This window comes from Acetobacter sp. DmW_136 (genome assembly GCF_008690365.1).
Classification (GTDB): Bacteria; Pseudomonadota; Alphaproteobacteria; order Acetobacterales; family Acetobacteraceae; genus Acetobacter; species Acetobacter oryzifermentans.
The window spans coordinates 1-17,723 of the sequence record NZ_VHON01000014.1 but is presented as its reverse complement, the minus strand read 5'-3'; the positions used below and the strand labels follow the sequence as shown (position 1 = coordinate 17,723).

The 17,723-nt window shown below is 60.6% G+C and carries 16 protein-coding genes and 1 tRNA gene; 2 read left to right on the top strand and 15 right to left on the bottom strand.

The genetic code is table 11. The features are described from left to right. Window positions 1-78 precede the first annotated feature (78 nt). Genes FKW31_RS06100 through trbB form a run of 10 tightly spaced genes read right to left on the bottom strand, consistent with a single transcriptional unit; the run spans window position 79 to window position 9,515 of the window. On the bottom strand, window positions 79-318 hold the full coding sequence (locus FKW31_RS06100; RefSeq protein WP_035378714.1) for a DUF2274 domain-containing protein: 240 nt from the start codon (window positions 316-318) through the stop codon (window positions 79-81). After that, complete coding sequence (locus tag FKW31_RS06095) at window positions 311-1,546, bottom strand: TrbI/VirB10 family protein (protein ID WP_089179467.1); 1,236 nt, start codon at window positions 1,544-1,546, stop codon at window positions 311-313. The genes FKW31_RS06100 and FKW31_RS06095 overlap by 8 nt, the downstream gene beginning before the upstream one ends. After that, a complete protein-coding gene (trbG, locus tag FKW31_RS06090; RefSeq protein WP_089179468.1) occupies window positions 1,543-2,550 on the bottom strand; it encodes a P-type conjugative transfer protein TrbG in 1,008 nt (335 codons plus the stop codon). The genes FKW31_RS06095 and trbG overlap by 4 nt, the downstream gene beginning before the upstream one ends. After that, on the bottom strand, window positions 2,547-3,230 hold the full coding sequence (gene trbF / locus FKW31_RS06085) for a conjugal transfer protein TrbF (protein WP_089179469.1): 684 nt from the start codon (window positions 3,228-3,230) through the stop codon (window positions 2,547-2,549). Before trbF ends, trbG begins: the two co-directional genes overlap by 4 nt. After that, the gene (gene trbL / locus FKW31_RS06080; protein WP_089179470.1) at window positions 3,230-4,636 is read right to left on the bottom strand and encodes a P-type conjugative transfer protein TrbL; all 1,407 of its coding nucleotides are present in this window, start codon (window positions 4,634-4,636) and stop codon (window positions 3,230-3,232) included. The genes trbF and trbL overlap by 1 nt, the downstream gene beginning before the upstream one ends. Before the next feature lie 3 nt (window positions 4,637-4,639). Beyond that, a complete protein-coding gene (gene trbJ / locus FKW31_RS06075) occupies window positions 4,640-5,410 on the bottom strand; it encodes a P-type conjugative transfer protein TrbJ (RefSeq protein WP_089179471.1) in 771 nt (256 codons plus the stop codon). Next, on the bottom strand, window positions 5,407-7,851 hold the full coding sequence (trbE, locus tag FKW31_RS06070) for a conjugal transfer protein TrbE (protein ID WP_150150572.1): 2,445 nt from the start codon (window positions 7,849-7,851) through the stop codon (window positions 5,407-5,409). The genes trbJ and trbE overlap by 4 nt, the downstream gene beginning before the upstream one ends. A 13-nt stretch (window positions 7,852-7,864) precedes the next feature. Next, entirely contained in the window at window positions 7,865-8,140 is a 276-nt protein-coding gene (locus tag FKW31_RS06065; protein ID WP_035378726.1) for a VirB3 family type IV secretion system protein, read from the bottom strand. Continuing rightward, on the bottom strand, window positions 8,140-8,493 hold the full coding sequence (locus tag FKW31_RS06060) for a TrbC/VirB2 family protein (protein ID WP_052051224.1): 354 nt from the start codon (window positions 8,491-8,493) through the stop codon (window positions 8,140-8,142). The genes FKW31_RS06065 and FKW31_RS06060 overlap by 1 nt, the downstream gene beginning before the upstream one ends. Then, the gene (trbB, locus tag FKW31_RS06055; RefSeq protein ID WP_150150571.1) at window positions 8,493-9,515 is read right to left on the bottom strand and encodes a P-type conjugative transfer ATPase TrbB; all 1,023 of its coding nucleotides are present in this window, start codon (window positions 9,513-9,515) and stop codon (window positions 8,493-8,495) included. Before trbB ends, FKW31_RS06060 begins: the two co-directional genes overlap by 1 nt. Before the next feature lie 606 nt (window positions 9,516-10,121). On the opposite strand from trbB, the gene FKW31_RS06050 reads away from it, so the two are divergent. Beyond that, window positions 10,122-10,796, top strand: a complete 675-nt coding sequence (locus FKW31_RS06050) for a MucR family transcriptional regulator (RefSeq protein ID WP_370512886.1) — start codon at window positions 10,122-10,124, stop codon at window positions 10,794-10,796. Window positions 10,797-10,823: 27 nt separating this feature from the next. Here FKW31_RS06050 and FKW31_RS06045 read toward each other — a convergent pair whose 3' ends face one another. The 4 genes from FKW31_RS06045 to FKW31_RS06030 form a co-directional block, all read right to left on the bottom strand. Continuing rightward, complete coding sequence (locus tag FKW31_RS06045) at window positions 10,824-11,276, bottom strand: hypothetical protein (protein WP_035378731.1); 453 nt, start codon at window positions 11,274-11,276, stop codon at window positions 10,824-10,826. Next, on the bottom strand, window positions 11,273-13,294 hold the full coding sequence (locus FKW31_RS06040; RefSeq protein WP_035378733.1) for a conjugal transfer protein TraG: 2,022 nt from the start codon (window positions 13,292-13,294) through the stop codon (window positions 11,273-11,275). Before FKW31_RS06040 ends, FKW31_RS06045 begins: the two co-directional genes overlap by 4 nt. Window positions 13,295-13,458: 164 nt before the next feature. Next, window positions 13,459-14,082: a TetR/AcrR family transcriptional regulator gene (locus FKW31_RS06035; protein WP_238331253.1), complete on the bottom strand. Its 624-nt coding sequence runs from the start codon at window positions 14,080-14,082 to the stop codon at window positions 13,459-13,461. 159 nt (window positions 14,083-14,241) lie between these two features. Continuing rightward, window positions 14,242-15,354, bottom strand: coding sequence for an iron-containing redox enzyme family protein (locus FKW31_RS06030; protein WP_035378738.1), 1,113 nt, complete (start codon window positions 15,352-15,354; stop codon window positions 14,242-14,244). 659 nt (window positions 15,355-16,013) lie between these two features. Here FKW31_RS06030 and FKW31_RS06025 point away from each other — a divergent pair. Beyond that, on the top strand, window positions 16,014-17,678 hold the full coding sequence (locus tag FKW31_RS06025) for a recombinase family protein (RefSeq protein ID WP_123809158.1): 1,665 nt from the start codon (window positions 16,014-16,016) through the stop codon (window positions 17,676-17,678). Here the strand turns inward: FKW31_RS06025 and FKW31_RS06020 are convergent. Next, window positions 17,635-17,711 (bottom strand) — tRNA-Met (locus FKW31_RS06020). The genes FKW31_RS06025 and FKW31_RS06020 overlap by 44 nt on opposite strands. Window positions 17,712-17,723: the final 12 nt, after the last annotated feature.

Here is a 17,723-nt window from a genome sequence, read left to right as displayed (position 1 = left end):
GGAACTGAATGAGGCAAACATGCCACGTAGCATCTCCGAGCAACAATACAGAACGGTCCGTTTATTGGCTATTCACTTTCAGGGTTTTTCGCCTTCCTCCTTCCGTTTCTTGAGGAACACACGATCACGTTCGATGAACCGGGCCACCATAATTGGAACCAGACGGGCCGGGTTCTTGCCGACATTGGTGTCGTCGCCATTCTCCTCCGCGAGAAAACGGGCATACAGAAGAAGGTCACGATGAATGTCCGCGGGAAAGGCAATCGTCATCCGGACAGGACGACTGTCGGGAATTGCGGTGATACGAAGCTTATCCATTGCGATGTTCTCCTTTCGCAACATAAGGTTTGAGTATCAGGTCGCGCCCCAGCAGAAGCGTGAACGGCAGACCGGGACGGTCGGTGAGGGTTGGCTGAATATCGAGTGAGCGGTCGACCAGCCGGTATCCCACCTGAGAGAACCCGTTGCTGGCGCCACTGCGAATGGCCTGGGCGAGATTGTTCTCGCTCTGGCTCGTGCCAGCTTCCGACCCGACGCTGAGCAGCGTGGTCACCAGTGCGGCTTTGAACAACTGGCCCCAGTGGTTGTTCACCTCGTCCGACAGGCCGGACTGGCCGATCGCGTCGGCGCCGGGCAGTTTCTCCAGCACGAGGCTTTCGCCGTCCGGGAAAATCAGCCGGGTCCAGATGATCTGGGTGCGTTGCTGCCCGAAGGAAATGCCGCTGTTATAGGCACCGAACAGCGTACTGCCCTGCGGGATCAGGAGATAGCGCCCTGTCGGGCTGTCATAGACGTTCTGGGTGACGTGCCCGACGATCTGGCCCGGAAGATCGGAACTGATCTTCGTGTTCAGCGCGCCCGCAATGACCGTTCCGGCCTGAAGCACGTAAGGGGAGAGGAGCGGCAAAATCCGATCGGGGCTGATGGTCTGCCGGTCAGGTTGACCCGCGAGAAAGGCCCGGTTCTCTGCCTGTGGTCCGGTGCTGGTCGTTCCTGCACCCTGGCCAGGGGACGCTGAGGTCGCAGATGAAGCCGGCTGCACGTCATGCTGATCACGCACATCGACTGAGGCAAACAGTTTGCTGCCAATGGCGGCATCAATTTCCTGCTGAGCCCGACGCGCATCCTCGTTGCCGATCGCATTGGCAGGGATTGATTTGCCCTGCCGCTGCGCGTTGAGGATTGGCCTGCCCAGATCACCGGGAAGCGCGGGTCCGAGCCTGGGCACATTGGAATAATCTTTCGGGAGGTTGTCCAGACCTGCCGCAGATGGTGGGGACGCATTGTCCGGACCGACTGATGCTGACGGCGCTCGATGGCTGGCTTCCAACGCATATCCGAGGGCGAACGCCACGACGATGACGCCGATCCCCCCGAGTGACCAGATCACCGTCCGCGACAGACGCACGACGCGTGGACGCTCGGCACGGAGGCGCAGATCGGGGGGCGTCGCCGGTGGGGCCGGGTTTCCCCCATTGGGCGGGGCATTCTGATCAGGGCGTGGAGCGGTGTCCTGCCCTGCCCCCTCTTCTCTGTCCTCGCTCATGACGGCCGCCCGTCAGTGCGCACGATGCGCACGCGCTGCTCGCTGGTCTTGTCGCCGAGACGCAGCTCGGCCGCGGCGAACAAGCGGTCAACGATCATCCAGTTCTGGCGGACCCGGTAATTGACCAAAGCCGGGTTCCCGTCCGGCCCCAGCACGAAAAGAGGTGGCAGATCCCCCTGCCCGATCCCGCTCGGGAAAGCGATATAGACTTTGCGTCCGTCATCGAAAGCCCGCGAGGGCAGCCACGGGGGCACCCCGCCTTTTGCTGGCTGTATGGCGTAGCGAAAATGCAGATCGTCGAGATTCAGCCCCGCATCCACAGGAGCCTCTTCTTCGGCGTCGTCATTCTGACGGTGCAGCGCGATCAGATCGTCCTCGGGATAGTCCCACGACACGGACGCCATGTAGGTCGCCGGTGTGGAACGCAGTTCCGCCAGGTAGGTCCGGCGGTCGGTATTGACGATCAGATTGGTCGTGAGATCGGGACGGGTCGGCTTGACCAGGATATGGACACGCTTGGCAGTACCACTGCCGCTCGATGTATCCCCGATCACCCACCGGACGGTGTCACCAGCGGCAACCGGCCCGCTTCCGACCAGCTTTTCGCCGGGCTGGAGCATGATGTCGGTAATGTCACCGGGCGACGCGTAGACCTGATAGAGCGCGCCGGGACTGTAGGGATAAACCTGCACGGCATTGATAAATCCCGCCCGCGTCGGCTGGATCCGGGCGGCGACGTTCGCCTGAATCACACGCACGGTCGGATCGGCAACCTCCGGCGCACCTCGCCGGGCCTGGACGCTGCGCGACGGCAGGCGTTTCAGTTGGCCCGGCAGCGGCAAAGGTCTGGCGATTTCCACCACCTGCACCGGTTTGGGTGGATCGGGCAGGCGTGTAGCCCGCGCCGCATCATCATAGCGAATGGCGGGCGGATGATACTGTCCGGCACAGGCGGACAGGGTGAGCAGCGCCAGCGGCAGGGCGCGCAAGACCATGCGGATCATTGTCCGAGTTCCTTCGACCAGTTGATGGCGGTGACATAGATGCCAAGCGGGTTTTTCCGCAGGCGATCGGCCGTGCGTGGGGTGACGATCATGACCGTGAGAATAGCGGTCCAGCGTTCGGTTCCCGTGAAGGCGCCGTCGCGGTAATGCCGTTCGGTCCAGGCCACGCGGAAACTGCCGGGCGATGCCCGGATGACCGACGACACATCGACCTCGACCTGTTCGTGGCCGACCCGTGAGAACGGGTCGTTGAGGCGGGCATAGTCGTTCAGCGCCTGTGCGCCGGAAATCATGGTGAACTCGTAGGCCTGCAGCCAGTTCTGCCGCACAACGACAGGATCGGCGGACAGGCCACGCACATCTTCGATGAAGCGCGCCAGATACCACGACACCTGCGGATCGGTCGGAACATAGGCCGAGGTCGCTGGGCCGATCACCTGTGTCTGGCCGAGTTTGTCGACCTGCACGACCCAGGGGACGATGGTGCCACGCGCGGACTGCCAGACCAGGCCGATCCCGAGTGCTGCCGAGAGGAACAGACTGCCAAAAGCCATCAGCCGCCAGTTACGGGCCTGCACACGGGCGGAGCCGATCCGGTCATCCCAGATCTGGGCTGCGTGTTGATAGGGTGTCACGGGTTCGGGTGTGATCCCGTAGCGTGTGGTAGAGCGACGGAACATCATTGTTTCTCCGAAAGATCGATGGCTGCCGATCCACCGCCGCCATCGGCGGAGCGGATGACATGGGCCGCTTCGGCCGCGTGGGTCGCGGCATTGCGACGCTTCATTTTTTGTGCCCAGCGTGGGGGCTTGCTGTCGGGAGCAGAGCCGGCGCCGCCGCCTTGACCTTTGCCGGCGCTGTCTGACGGGCCGGCAGAATTCCCGCCACCCGCCTCGGAAGCGGCTCCGCCGGTAAAGCGCCCCCCTGTTGCGGTGAAGGCGCCACGAGCACCGGCGCCGTAACTCTGTTTCATGGACGCTGCGGCCCCGGACGCCCTGCTCTTTGCTGCGTTCATGGCTGCGGCACCTGGTGCGCGGGCGACACCACCAAGCCCGGCGGCCATGCGCGCGCCCGCGCTCCCACCCGCGGCGCTCATGGCTCCCATGGAATAGGCGCTTGAGGCCGCCCCCGCCGCAGCGGCCCCGCCACGAGCGGCTGCTGCCGTGGCGGCCAGAGCCGCGCCACCACCGGAGGCGATGGCGGCAGGGGCGGCGACAGCCGCCGCTCCCATGGCGCCGACCGCCATACCGGTGCCGACAGCAGCACCCGCGCCAAGTTGTGGGGCGCCGGAGATCAGGCCGTTGGCCAGTGAACCGCCGAAAATCGCAAGCCCGACCATGCACAGGGAGGCCAGAACCACGGACAGCGCCTGTCCGATGGTGGGCGAACTGTTCCCGTAGGAGGTCGTGAACTGTTTGAAGAGGCCGGAGGCGACGGCGGAAATGACGGCCAGCACCATGATCTTCACACCGGACGAAACGACGTTCCCGAGAACCTTCTCGGCCAGAAAGGCCGTCCGGTTGAACAGGGCGAACGGGATCAACACGAACCCGGCGAGGCTGGTGAGCTTGAATTCGACAATCGCGACGAAAAGCTGCACCGCGAGGATGAAGAAGGCCGCCAGCACGATGAACCAGCACAGAAGCAGCACGAGGATCTGTACGATGCTGGCAATTGCGCCGAAGGAAAACACCAGTTTGCTGGCCGCATCAAGCAGCGGTTGTGCGGCGGAGAGGCCGGTCGCGGCCAGCCGTCCCGGATGCATGAAATCGGCAAGTGTCAGCGTTCCCCCGCCCGCTTTAAGACCGAGCGCGGCGAAGCTGTTGAAAACGACGCTCGAGAGATGGCTGAAATGGTTGATGACGAAGGCAAAGAAGCCGACATAAAGCGTCTTTTTGACCAGACGCTGGACAATGTCCTCGTCCACCGCCCAGGCCCAGAACAGCCCGGCCAGCAGCATATCAAGGACGGAGAGCGATCCGGCGAGGGACACGACGCTGCCCCGCAGCAATCCAAAACCGGAATCGATGGTGGTCTCGAAGGTGTTCAGGAACCCGTCGATAATCCCGACATTACTGGCGTCCATCGATCAGTCTCCCGAACCGGGAACGGAGACAGTCTCGGGAACATAGGCGTCGTACTGCGCGAAATGCTGGTATTGTGCCTCGGCGCCGGCTTCGTTCGCAGCCTGTCGGGCACGTTCCAGTTCAGCAGCCCGGCCGTTGGCGGCAAGCTCCGCCTGAATGTCAGATAACTGGCGGGATTGCAGGGCCATAAGCTGGTTTCCGGCCTGTGCCGCCTGCAACGCACCCGCAGAGTTCTGGCTGGCCGAGACCAGTTGCGTCATGGCCGAACTGTCGGTTGGGATGTTGCCGACCACCCGGGCCTGCAGTTTCAGGGCATCCTCGAACCCACCGACGGAATTCTGCCAGCGTGTCTGTGCCTGACTGAAGAGGGTGCTGTCAGACATGCCGGACGAGACGGATGTGTAGGACTGCTGATACTGCTGCTCGACCGACTGGACGCTATAGGCAATGTTCTGCGCCTGCGCGAGGAGTGCTGTCGTCTGGGAAATCGTCGATTGCAGCGTCGAAAGTGTCGAAAGCGGGAGGCTCGCCAGATTGCGACCCTGATTGACCAGCATCTGCGCCTGGTTGGCCAGCGATGTGATCTGGTTATCAATCTGCTGAAGAGTCCGTGCTGCGATGAGAACATTCTGGACATGGTTGGCTCCGTCATAGACCGCCCACTGCGCACAGGCAGGGACGACCGGCATGAGAAAAAACAGAACGGCGCCCACAGCTGCGGTATAACCGCTACGGAAATATTTTGCCCGAATACGGAAAGATCTTTCCGTCATGGCACGCCTCCGTGTCGCAGAAGGTCCGAGGCCCACGGCACACCACGCGCCTCAAACCACGCGGGCAGAAAGCCCTCCCGCCCGTGCTCCGCCAGCACAGCATCAATCAGACGATGGTCGTCCTTCCCTGAAGCCGCACACAGGGCGAGTGCCACCGGCCCGAGCCCGAGTTCGAAGAGACGATTGCCGCGCTGGGTCTGGCAGTAATATTCCCGCTTCGAGGCCGCGCGGGCGATGATGGCGATCTGACGGTCGTTCAGACCAAAGTCGCGATAAATCGCCATGATCTGCGGTTCGATGGCGCGCTCGTTGGGCAGGAAGATCCGCGTCGGGCAGCTTTCGACCACGGCCGGGGCAATGGGCGAGTTGGCGATATCCGACAAAGACTGGGTTGCGAAGATGACGCTGGCGTTTTTCTTGCGCAGGGTTTTCAGCCATTCCCGCAACTGGCCGGAGAAATTCCCGTCATCGAGAACGAGCCAGCCTTCGTCGATCACCAGCAGGGTGGGTCGTCCGTCCAGCCGTCCTTCAATGCGATGGAACAGATAGGACAGCACGGAGGAGGCTGCGCCGGAGCCGATCAGCCCCTCGGTTTCGAACACCACCACATCGGCATCACCCAGGCGCTCGGTGTCAGCATCAAGCAGGCGACCGTAGGGACCGCCGAGGCAGTAGGGTGCGAGCGCCTGTTTCAGTGCGTTGGACTGAAGAAGTGCGACCAGGCCCGATAGGGTCCGCTCCTCCTCTGGGGAGGACGCGAGGGAATTCAGGGCCGACCAGAGATAGGATTTCACCTCCGGCGTCAGCGCGACGCCTTCACTGACAAAAATCTGGCCCAGCCATTCGCTGGCCCATTTGCGCTCATCCGGATCATCAATCCGGGCCAGAGGCTGGAGTGAAACGCCGGGAAAGCCGTCCACACCCAGCCCGTCCTCATCCGTCAGACCACCACCGAGATCATGCCAGTCGCCGCCCATGCCGAGTGTTGCGGCGCGCATGGAGCCACCAAAATCGAAAGCGAAGATCTGCGACCCCACGTAGCGCCGGAACTGGAGCGCCATCAGCGCCAGCAGCACTGACTTCCCCGCTCCCGTCGGTCCTGCGATCAGCGTATGACCCACATCGCTGGCATGGAGAGAAAACCGGAACGGCGTTGCTCCGGCGGTCCTGCCGTAGAAGAGCGGCGGCGCCCTGAAATGGACATCCTGCTCCGGCCCGGCCCAGACGGCGGAGAGCGGGATCATATGCGCCAGATTCAGGGTCGAGACCGGGGGCTGGCGCACATTGGCATAGACGTGACCGGGCAGACTGCCGAGCCATGCTTCGACCGCGTTCAGAGTCTCGGTCATACAGGTAAAGTCGCGACCCTGAATGATCTTTTCCACAAGACGGAGTTTTTCGGAAGCGATGCCGGCACTGCCATCCCAGACCGTGACGGTCGCGGTGATGTAGGCTTGCCCGACATCGTCAGCACCGAGCGACTGAAGCGCGAGGTCGGCATCGGCCGCCTTGTTGGCGGCATCATTGTCCACCAACACGGATGCTTCGTTGGTCATGACTTCGCGAACAATGGCCGCGATGCTCTTGCGTTTTGCGAACCACTGACGCCGGATCTTCGTCAGCACCTTGGTGGCGTCGGTCTTGTCCAGAAGAATGGCACGGGTGGACCAGCGATACGGCATGGCCAGACGGTTCAGATCGTCCAGAATTCCGGGAAAGGTGCGGCTGGGGAAACCCGTAATCGTCAGGGTTTTCAGGAAGGCATCGCCGAGTTTTGGCTCCAGCCCGCCCGACAGCGGCTGATCGACCAGCAGGGCATCCAGATGCATCGGGATTTCCGGCACCCGGACACGCTGGTTCCGGATGGAGATGGTACTGTGCAGATAGGTCAGCGTCTCGCCGTCATCGAGCCAGACTGCCTCGGGCATGAATCCATCGAGCAACGCCAGAAGACGGTCGCTGCGGTCAATGAAAGAATTCAGTATGCCGTGCGGATCCGGCCCGTCGTGCTCCCTGCCCTCATAAAGAAACCGTTCAGCGCGACCTGATGATTCCGCCGGTGGTAGCCAGACTACAGTCAGGAAATACCGGCTCTCGAAATGCGCGCCCTCATCCTCGAACTGTTCCCGGCGCTCCAGATCCACCATCTGGCTGGCGGCGTCGGGAAAATCGCTCTCGGGATAGATCGTCGCAGGCACGCGCTGCGCTTCTACGAACACTGCCCAGCCGGAACCGAGACGCCGCAAGGCATTGTTCAGCCGTCCGGTGACGCCGACAAGCTCGGCCGGTGTGGCGGAATCCAGATCCGGACCACGAATGCGCGCGGTGCGCTGAAAGGAGCCGTCCTTGTTCAGGACGACACCTTTTTCGACCAGCGCGGCCCAGGGCAGGTAATCCGACAGAAGTGCCGCACGATTGCGATATTCGCCAAGGGACATCATCGCCGTGCCCTCCTCATGCCCGGAACCAGGCGGGATAGCGGAGATGCCGCCGCCCCACTTCGACAAACAGCGGATCGCGCCTCGCACCCCAGACCGCGAGGCTGTGGCCTACGATCCAGAACACCGCGCCGACCAGCCAGAGCCGCAGACCCAGCGAGATCGCCGCGCCCAGCGTGCCGTTAGCGATCGCCAGCGTCCGTGGGGCGCCACCCAGCAGGATCGGATCGGTCAGGGAGCGATGCACCGGAACATGAAAGCCTGGCACCGCGTTGTCGTCATATCCCACCATCAGATCAATGCTCCCCCGGAGAAGGAGAAGAAGGACAGGAAGAAACTCGACGCCGCAAAAGCGATGGACAGACCGAAGACGATCTGAATCAGGCGTCGAAAGCCTCCCGACGTTTCCCCGAAGGCCAGGGTCAGGCCAGTCACGGTGATGATGATCACCGAGACGATGCGCGCGACCGGTCCCTGAATGGATTCCAGGATCTGGTTGAGCGGTTCCTCCCACGGCATTCCGGAGCCGGACGCCCAGGCGGAGGAGGTTGCAGCAAACAGCGCGATGGCCGCCATACTGGTCAGACGGGACAGGCGACTGGTATGGGCGCGCGTCATGACGCGCGCGGACAGGGTCTGCGACATCAGAGTGTGTCCTCGATGCTGGAGAGGTTGAAGGAATGTGAACGCCCTGCTTCGCCAGGCGGGGCATCAAACGAGGTCAGGCGGTAACGGCCTGTTGCCGGATCCAGTCCGTCCACCGTTGCAAGTTCCGTCAGCCGCCGCGCAGTCCCGCGCCCGGACAGCACGGCGATCACATTGATGGTTTCCGCGATCATGCCGCGCGGCACCGTCACCACAGCCTCCTGGATCAGCTGTTCGAGACGGTGCAGGGCTGCGAGCGCTGAGCCGGCGTGCAGCGTGCCGATGCCGCCGGGATGTCCGGTGCCCCACGCCTTGAGCAGATCGAGCGCTTCGGCGCCGCGCACCTCTCCGATGGGAATGCGGTCCGGACGTAGGCGGAGGGTGGACCGGACGAGGTCGGAAAGCGTGATGATCCCTTCCCGGGTCCGCAGGGCGACGAGATTGGGCGCCGTGCACTGCAATTCCCGCGTGTCCTCAATGAGGATCACGCGGTCCCTGGTCTTCGCCACTTCGGCCAGCAGGGCGTTGACCAGCGTCGTCTTGCCCGTAGACGTGCCGCCCGCAACGAGGATATTTCTACGCTGGACGACAGCCTCGCGGAGATAGGCCGCCTGTGCGACGGTGATGATCCCGGCGTCGATATAATCGTCGAGCGTGAATACGGCGACAGCGGGCTTGCGGATCGCGAAACTGGGCGCTGTCACGACCGGCGGCAGCAATCCCTCGAACCGCTCGCCTGTCGGGAGTTCGGCCGAGATACGGGGCGCGGCCTCATGAACCTCCGCGCCGACATGGTGTGCGACCAGACGCACGATGCGTTCGGCATCGGCTGCGCCGATCGTGTGCCCGGTGTCGGACAGCCCTTCTGACAGACGGTCGATCCAGAGCCGTCCATCGGGATTGAGCATCACCTCGACAACTGCCGGATCAGCAAGCTGTCTCGTGATCGCCTCTCCCATAGCCGTGCGCAGCATGGAAAAACCACGCGCCACGGCTTCGTTCGTCGTCGCATGGGTGTGCATTGTCGTCCCCGTTGTGGAAAGCGAACCGGGAGGTCCGGATCGCGACAGGGACAAATAGAGGAGGCACGCGTTTCCAGATCGCAACAAGAAATTCGGCCATCATCGTACCGGGGCGTACGAAAGCGTATACAAACTGGCAGAGGCGTAGACGGCTAAAAATTTGGCGTTTTATCAGTGCATTAGGCTTGAAACTTTTAATCCGGCGTTGTCAGGAATTACGGTGAGCCGAAGAAACCGATTGCAACGATGGCGATAACTGACTTCGCGAGCGTGAAACTTTTGAGCCGGGCCAAATATTAAGTATGGACGCGAGTATCAGGCCCCGCTCATCAACGGCAACGCGTATAGTACGATATTTGGATATGGCGAGTTTTTACTGTATCTGGAACTATAAACCGGCGCGTGATTGTACCCGACACGCTATACACCGACGAAGACGGCTGATTGGCAATATTTTCGGTGCGCCGAAGATCGACGTCACGCGGCGTCAAAAAGTTGCTCGGAAGGTGTGACCCGTGCTTGAATCGACAAGGCGCAAATCCGTTGGTGAAATACAGGCTTTCCGAAGCTTATAACGATTCACACCCTATATTGAGGACTACCCTATTGAGCAGCGACAAGGACATCATTCTCGGTCGTCTGAATGCGATGGCACAGATCGTGACGGCGCACCTTGCGACGACGAAAGTGGAGACCGACCAGCTTCCGGACCTCGTACGTCGGCTTTATGCGTCGCTTTCAGAGGAACAGCCTGTGCCGAACACGACAGGATCGGGAGTATCCCGGAAAACCAGCAATGTTCCCTCGCCTCCTGAAAAGCCTGAACCGTCCGCGACTGTCGACGAGGCGCCGGCGGAGGCGACGTCGCCGACAATTCTGACCGTCGAGAAACAGCAGCAGCCGGCCGTCCCGATTAAGGAATCTGTCTTTCCCGACTACATCATCTGCCTGGAAGATGGGAAACAGCTGAAATCGCTCAAACGGCACCTCGCGGCTGCCTTCGACATGACCATTGAGGATTACAAGGCCAAATGGGGGCTGCCTGAAGAATATCCGACCGTCGCGCCGAATTATACGGAAATGCGGCGTCAGGTTGCACAGAAAATCGGCCTTGGAAAGCGTGCCTCCCAGAGTGAGGACAAAACGGACCGCACCGACGCGTCTGCGCGGTCGGCCCCGGGGGCACCATCACCTACACGAAACAAGGCCAAGGGGGGCCGGAAGGAACGGTCAGCAGGGAAAGCGGATGAACATCGACTGGCCAACGCGTTCTCTCGCTGATCTGAGATCACGCGTGAGGATGGTTCGTCAGTCCTTTTTCACACCGGCGTCGCCGCCTTCATTCGCCTCACGTTCAATGTCTGTCCGGAACCGCCTGTCGCTGGCCAGCCGCCGTCCCAGCATCTCGACGAAACGGTCGTAGCGCTCCGCCCCCTGGGCACGAGCCGCTGCAGCCATGCTGTCAGAAAGACCTGGCATACTGGTGAACCACAGCCGGATGAACAGCGCGAGCGTCTCGACCGAGATCGACAGGTCGCGTTCGATCCGCGCCTGACGACGATCGAGCCGCTGCACGGCGGCTTCCAGCGACGCTTTGGGATCGCCACCAGCGCCTTCCGGGTCGAGCCACGCCGCAATCGCGGCTTCGGCCAGCAGGGAGTCCGACATCGAGCGTCGGGCAGCCTGCGTCCGCAGCCCCTTCCATAGATGCGGCTCCAGATAGACCGAAAGCCGCTTCTTCTTCTGGCGCGCGCCGCTCATGACAGCCCCAGATCATTGCCTGGATCAAGAGCCGCCTGACGGGCTTTGCGGGCCAAATCCGCCGTCAGCACGGCATGAAGGTCTTCCTCTTCCATCGGATCGCGTTCACGCTCGCGCATAGGCGCATCACGCGCGGGGTCCTCGTCGCCTTGCGGTGGCAGGTCGGGCTCCTCGGAAACGTCCATTTCCGGCTGACGGCGCGCCTCGGTGCCGACAGGATCTTCTTCCTCACCCGCCTCCTTGACCGCATCCTCTGGTGTGTCGGGCTTGACCTCAGGCTTTGATGGCTGCGGACGTGAGGTCCAGTCGTCGGGTGCGACCGGTAATCCTCGTGTCCCCGTCTCCGGCGCGGGCAAGAGCCGTTCCCGAAACCGGCTGTCACGAAAATATTGAGCCTTTTTTGCCCGAACGGGCGACATCCCCGAGAGCAGGACCAGTTCGTCGGTTGCTGGCAGCTCCTGAATCTCGCCGACGGTCAGCAGGGGTCGAGCACTCTCCTGACGGGACACCATGAGGTGCCCCAGCCAGGGTGACAGGCGATGGCCGGCATAGTTCTTCTGCGAGCGGATTTCGGTTGCGGTGCCAAGCGCATCGGAAACACGTTTGGCTGTCCGCTCATCGTTGGTCGCGAAGCTGACGCGAACATGGCAGTTGTCAATGATCGAGTTGTTCTGCCCGTAGGCTTTTTCAATCTGGTTAAGCGACTGGGCGATCAGAAACGCCTTGATCCGGTAGCCAGCCATGAAAGCAAGCGCGCTTTCGAAGAAATCGAGCCGCCCCAGCGCCGGAAACTCATCGAGCATCAGCAACAGACGCTGCCGCCCTTCTGCTCCGGACAAATCCTCGGTCAGCCTGCGCCCGATCTGGTTAAGCATCAGCCGGATCAACGGCTTGGTGCGACTGATGTCCGAGGGCGGGACAACGAAGTATAACGTCGTCGGCCGGGCCGGATTGACGAGATCGCCAATCCGCCACGTGCTGCGGCTCGTCACCTCGGCCACCACGGGGTCACGATACAGGCCCAGGAACGACATGGCCGTACTCAGCACACCGGAGCGCTCGTTGGGGGATTTGTTGAGCAATTCGCGCGCAGCCGACGCCACCACCGGATGGACGCCACGCTCGCCAAGATGGCGCGTGCCCATCATCACAACGAGGGTGGCCGCGATCGAGCGTTTCGGATCGGACAGCAGGCTGGCGACACCACGCAAGCTTTTGTCCGGTTCCGCATAGAGGATATGAAGAATGGCTCCCACCAACAGGGAATGTGAGGTTTTTTCCCAGTGATTGCGTCGTTCCAGCGAGCCTTCGGGATCGACCAGCACGTCGGCGACGTTCTGGGCATCGCGCACTTCCCACTCGCCGAGACGGATTTCCAGCAGCGGATTGTAGGCGCATGACGCGAGATTAGTGGGATCGAAAAGGATCAATCTGCCGAAACGGCCCCGGAACCCGGCCGTAATGGACCAGTTTTCGCCCTTGATATCGTGAACGATGGCTGAACCGGGCCAGGTCAGCAACGTCGGGATCACCAGCCCTACGCCCTTGCCCGAGCGCGTCGGCGCGAAGCAGAGCACATGCTCGGGGCCATCATGCCGGATATAGTCGCGCTCCCAACGCCCCAGCACCACGCCATCCTGGCCGAGAAGTCCGGCCTGCTCGATATCGTCGCGTTCGGCCCAGCGGGCCGATCCATAGGTGGCTGTGCGTTTATGCTCCCGCGCGCGCCTGACGGACAGGACCACTGCTGTCAGGAAGGCGAGCACTCCGCCAGATCCGGCGATCCATCCGCCTTCTACGAAAATGTGTGGCGCGTAGGCATCGAACTCGTACCACCACCACGGAAACAGAAATGGCGGATAGAGCGGCCACCGTCCGGCCACTAAAGTCCACGGGGGACCGAGTTCCGGCTGGAATGCAAGCCGCCACGCGACCCACTGCGTCGCGGCCCACCAAGCCACAATGACAATCAGGAAACAGAGGCAAAGTTGCCCCCACAGGATACGAGAACCAGACATGAATTCCTCCCGAGTTGGAAGGAACTCTGCATGACGACACACCCTTCAGTTCAAGACTTTTCCCAGTCAACTGACGGCACGGGCGTGCGGAGGCGTAAACAAACTGGCGCGGGCGTAAGTAGCACTTCCAAACGCCTTCTGGCTTCAGGCAGACCCGGCAAGAGTCAGTTTTTTGTGGGTGGGTGCCTGCGGGTTTCATCGTCCAGCAGACGTTCCGCAGCGACCCACGCCTGATCCGCGGCATCCTTCTCGTCCAGAACATTGGCTGAGACAACTGCGCCATCAAGCAGGTAGATCATGAAGTGAGCAAGTTGCTCAGATCGCTCTTCCAGAACGCCATCCGCCTCCAGAAGCGCCCGGATGGCGTGCCGCAGGCTGCGCTTCTGCAGTCGCGAAATCTCAACGATTGCGTCCTGCTTGCCCTTGTATTCCTCGGTCGCGCGAGAGAACACACATCCTGCAAAGTCGGGTTGACGAAACCAGGACGTATGCCAGTCGAACACCGCGCGCAGCCGGGCTCTGGGCTTCGTATGTGCGCTGACGGCCTCAATCAGCGAGGCCTCAAGCGTCTCAATATGTCCTTCCAGGAAGTCGGTCACCAGCCCCTCTTTGTTTCCAAAGTGGTAGTAGATTGCCGTTTTCGCGACCTGCGCGGTGTCGGCGATGTCATCGACACTGACCTGGTGGAAACCCGAACGGGCAAAGAGGGATCCCGCTGTCGTTAAGAGAGTAGCCCGACTATCCGGACCATTCCGCTTTCTGCGGAGTTTTTGCTGTGGCACGTCCATGACCTCACAGGAATTCGCATCAATCCGTCTCATTCATAATCGGAACGTTTTGTGCGTCAACAAGTTCAAGGCACAGATCAGGCCACAGCAATTCCCTTTCCACAAGTTAATAAAGCGATATCAAATGTACCGGTCGTTCATACACGGGACGTTATCTGATTAATTGACTGCCTCCAGGGCCACGGTCGGAACTGGTTTGACGGCTTTCATTTCGGCCAGTTGCCAGTCCCAGTACGCTTCACTGGAGTTCAGGCGCATCGCCGCACCCTCAAGCACAGATCGCGCTTCACCGGGATACCGCCGGAGAACAGGCACAATGACATTGTCAATCCAGCCATCGCCATGCAGGGCATCGACCTCGACATGCTCGCTGTAATAATCCAGAATCGACGGTTGATCGTTGCCAATACCGACGCGACGGCAACCCGAGAGCAATTTGGCGTATTGCTCGGGATCCGAGAGTTCCGTAATTGCAAGCGCACCGATCGAGCGGAAATATTCCCGCCGGTTGAAGGCGAAATAAAGCAGCAGATTATACCCCGAGAGGCCCTCCCAACCCAACGCATCGACAAACTGGGTCGGATTATCTTCAATCTTGAGATAGTCGAGCAGGTCGCGGTAGAGACGCACATGCGTGCGGGCTGGGTTACCCTGCCCCATCTCATCCCAGAAATTATGCGCGACTTCCATCCGGACATCTTCGTCGATACCGACAAGAGACAGCACGATCAGGTCATAAAAACGCATATTCAGCGCGTAATCGGTCGTAAAATACTTGATGATCTGCGGTCGTGACGCGTCGGTCTTCATGAAATCGAATACCGCATGGTTATACCCGGAATGGCTCTTCCAGAGGGACTTGATGGCGTCGCCAATTGCTTCCGGCTCGACATCGGCCGGGATTGGGCTGGCCTGGCTCAATTCCCACTCCATCCACGAAACTTCGATCGCACGGCGAGCTCGCAACAGTTCGATACTGTACTGGTTATCAGTAAGGCCCGGGTGGGGTCGGGAGAGATGCAAACCATACAGGTCATGCAGCACGCGATGAACGGTCTTCCGTGCGGCAAGGTCGCTCTGTGCAAACGCCATATCACAGCACCGATGCGCGAGCGCCTCCAACTGACCCGAGGCTCCGCGAGAGGCAAGGAACGTATCCGCGTTGTCGTTGGAAAGTGCATCATTCACCAGACGGCGCAGTGCCTGCGGTGTATCGTCAGCGATGTTGATCTCCGGTCGCGCAAAAGCAGCGCCGCCAGCATGTGTCAGCATAAAGCAGTTCCTTGCAATGTGTGTACAATCTGGAAACAGCTCGCGACCTGTATGTTGCACAGTGACGAAACGGTCCGTTTTGAGTCAAGAAAAAAGACCGTACTGACGCGTATTCGTCATAATTGCAGAGGCAGAACCGAAGGCCTAGCCGCAGGTATAATGCTTTTGTGAAAGTACGATCCGCGCAGTATGTTGTTTTTAGGTAGTTTTACAGCCCCCCGTGGTCGGAGGCAGCATAAAGCCGCGGCACTTCGAATCGCACTGACTGTTCTGTTCCTGATCCAGTCAGCGGGAAATCTCACAAGAACGTGAATGTTTCGAGCGTAAAACGCCACGCCACGACCGACAGGGGCACGCCCCGACCCGCCACGATACTCCTTACCACATTGTTTTATTGCGGTTTTCTATTTTCCTGCGTGCCGATGAGAGGCACGATGGCACACATCTGAGCTTCAAGAAAAGGCAGGACGATGCGCGCAAAAGACGCTACAGTGTCAACGTCGCCCCGTGTCATTCTCGACCCTACCGGTCATGGAGACGGTAACGGTGAGGGTCTGCGGGCGCTGATACGAGCCCTCGCCCGGCAGGCGGCGCGGGATTACATTGAACATGAAAACGGACCGATCCGTACACGATCGGAGGACTAACAGGAGGTCTTCATGAAGGTCGCGCTCTACGCCCGCTATTCTTCTGACAACCAGCGCGATGCCTCCATTGAGGATCAACTGAGGCTGTGTCGGGAATATGCTGCCCGTCAGGACTGGAACGTCGTCGACAGCTACAGCGACAGAGCCGTCTCTGGTGCCTCCCTGCTTCGTCCTGGTATTCAGGAACTGATGCAGGACGCACAGCGCGGGAAGTTTTCGATCATTCTCGCCGAAGCCATGGACCGTCTTTCGCGCGATCAGGAAGATATCGCCGGGCTGTTTAAACGAATGAAGTTTGCCGGGGTGCGGATCATCACGCTTTCAGAAGGCGACGTCACCCAACTCCATGTCGGGCTCAAGGGCACCATGAATGCCCTCTTTCTGCAGGATCTGGCAGACAAAACGCGGCGCGGCATACGGGGACGCGTTGAAGCCGGTAAATCGGGCGGCGGTCTGTGCTATGGGTATGACGTCGTCCGAAAATTTGACGCTGCCGGCGAAGCTGTCCGCGGAGAGCGGTCGATCAACATCAGCGAAGCCGCGATCGTGCGGCGCATCTTTCGTGAATATGCAGACGGCAAGGCGCCTAGGGCCATTGCGCTCGATCTGAATGCGGAAGGGATTGTCGGACCATTGGGAGGTGCCTGGGGACCATCCACCATCCACGGCAACCGTGACCGCGGCACCGGCATCCTCAACAACGAGCTTTATATTGGCCGACTGATCTGGAACCGCCTTCGCTATCTGAAGGATCCGGAAACTGGCAAGCGCGTCTCGCGCCTGAATCCAGAAAGTGAATGGATTCTGCAGGAGGTTCCTGAACTTCGAATTGTCGAGCCTGACCTATGGGAAGCGACCAAGGCCCGTCAGGCAACGACAACGTGGTCGCAAAAGACACGTGGTGACGGCGTCCATCCTCTGAACAGTCTCAAGCGTCCTCGTCACCTCTTCACTGCGATGACACGCTGCGGCTGCTGTGGCGGTGGTTTTTCAATGATCTCGAAAAACCTGCTTGGCTGCTCGACTGCGCGCAACAAAGGCACTTGCGACAATCGCATGACCATCCGGCGGGACATGCTCGAGAAGTCTGTACTTAACGGGCTACGGACGCGCCTCATGGACCCCGCGCTGTTCAAGGAGTTCTGTGATGAGTTTACTCGGGAGGTTAACCGCGTGAGAATGGAGCGCGGCGCAGATCTCGCTGCGATGCGCACGGAACTACCCCGCGTTGATCGCGAACTGGACAAGGCGATCCAGGCCATTCTCGACGGCGTACCCGGCGTCAAGCTGAAGGACAAGATCGGACGGCTGGAGGCCCGCAAGGAAGAACTGACGGCTCTGCTCGCCGATGCACCCCAGCCACCTCCTTTGCTGCATCCAAACATGGCTGTGATCTACAGGGAACGCATCGAAGCCCTTTACGAAAACCTTCAGAAGGAGGATGCGAGCCTTGAGGCCATCGAGAGGCTGCGCGCTCTGGTCTCACGGATCAAGCTGATTCCGCTGGACGGCGAGCTTGCCATCTTCCTCGAAGGAGACCTCGCTGCAATTCTGAACTTCTCGTCCAACAAAAAAAGCGCCGCAGTCCATCCGGACCACGACGTTCTTCAGTCGTTCATTGAACAGGATACATTGGTTGCGGGGATAGGATTTGAACCTATGACCTTCAGGTTATGAGCCTGACGAGCTACCGGGCTGCTCCACCCCGCGGTTGTAATTGTG

Bases quoted from the DNA above. Each gene is read 5' to 3' on its own strand.
- trbB (WP_150150571.1), bottom strand. From the start codon at position 9,515: ATGCACACCCATGCGACGACGAACGAAGCCGTGGCGCGTGGTTTTTCC.
- FKW31_RS06060 (WP_052051224.1), bottom strand. From the start codon at position 8,493: ATGTCGCAGACCCTGTCCGCGCGCGTCATGACGCGCGCCCATACCAGT.
- trbJ (WP_089179471.1), bottom strand. From the start codon at position 5,410: ATGACGGAAAGATCTTTCCGTATTCGGGCAAAATATTTCCGTAGCGGT.
- FKW31_RS06040 (WP_035378733.1), bottom strand. From the start codon at position 13,294: ATGTCTGGTTCTCGTATCCTGTGGGGGCAACTTTGCCTCTGTTTCCTG.
- FKW31_RS06065 (WP_035378726.1), bottom strand. From the start codon at position 8,140: ATGGTGGGATATGACGACAACGCGGTGCCAGGCTTTCATGTTCCGGTG.
- trbL (WP_089179470.1), bottom strand. From the start codon at position 4,636: ATGGACGCCAGTAATGTCGGGATTATCGACGGGTTCCTGAACACCTTC.
- trbG (WP_089179468.1), bottom strand. From the start codon at position 2,550: ATGATCCGCATGGTCTTGCGCGCCCTGCCGCTGGCGCTGCTCACCCTG.
- FKW31_RS06095 (WP_089179467.1), bottom strand. From the start codon at position 1,546: ATGAGCGAGGACAGAGAAGAGGGGGCAGGGCAGGACACCGCTCCACGC.
- FKW31_RS06025 (WP_123809158.1), top strand. From the start codon at position 16,014: ATGAAGGTCGCGCTCTACGCCCGCTATTCTTCTGACAACCAGCGCGAT.
- FKW31_RS06100 (WP_035378714.1), bottom strand. From the start codon at position 318: ATGGATAAGCTTCGTATCACCGCAATTCCCGACAGTCGTCCTGTCCGG.
- FKW31_RS06045 (WP_035378731.1), bottom strand. From the start codon at position 11,276: ATGAGCGGCGCGCGCCAGAAGAAGAAGCGGCTTTCGGTCTATCTGGAG.
- trbE (WP_150150572.1), bottom strand. From the start codon at position 7,851: ATGATGTCCCTTGGCGAATATCGCAATCGTGCGGCACTTCTGTCGGAT.
- trbF (WP_089179469.1), bottom strand. From the start codon at position 3,230: ATGTTCCGTCGCTCTACCACACGCTACGGGATCACACCCGAACCCGTG.
- FKW31_RS06035 (WP_238331253.1), bottom strand. From the start codon at position 14,082: ATGGACGTGCCACAGCAAAAACTCCGCAGAAAGCGGAATGGTCCGGAT.
- FKW31_RS06030 (WP_035378738.1), bottom strand. From the start codon at position 15,354: ATGCTGACACATGCTGGCGGCGCTGCTTTTGCGCGACCGGAGATCAAC.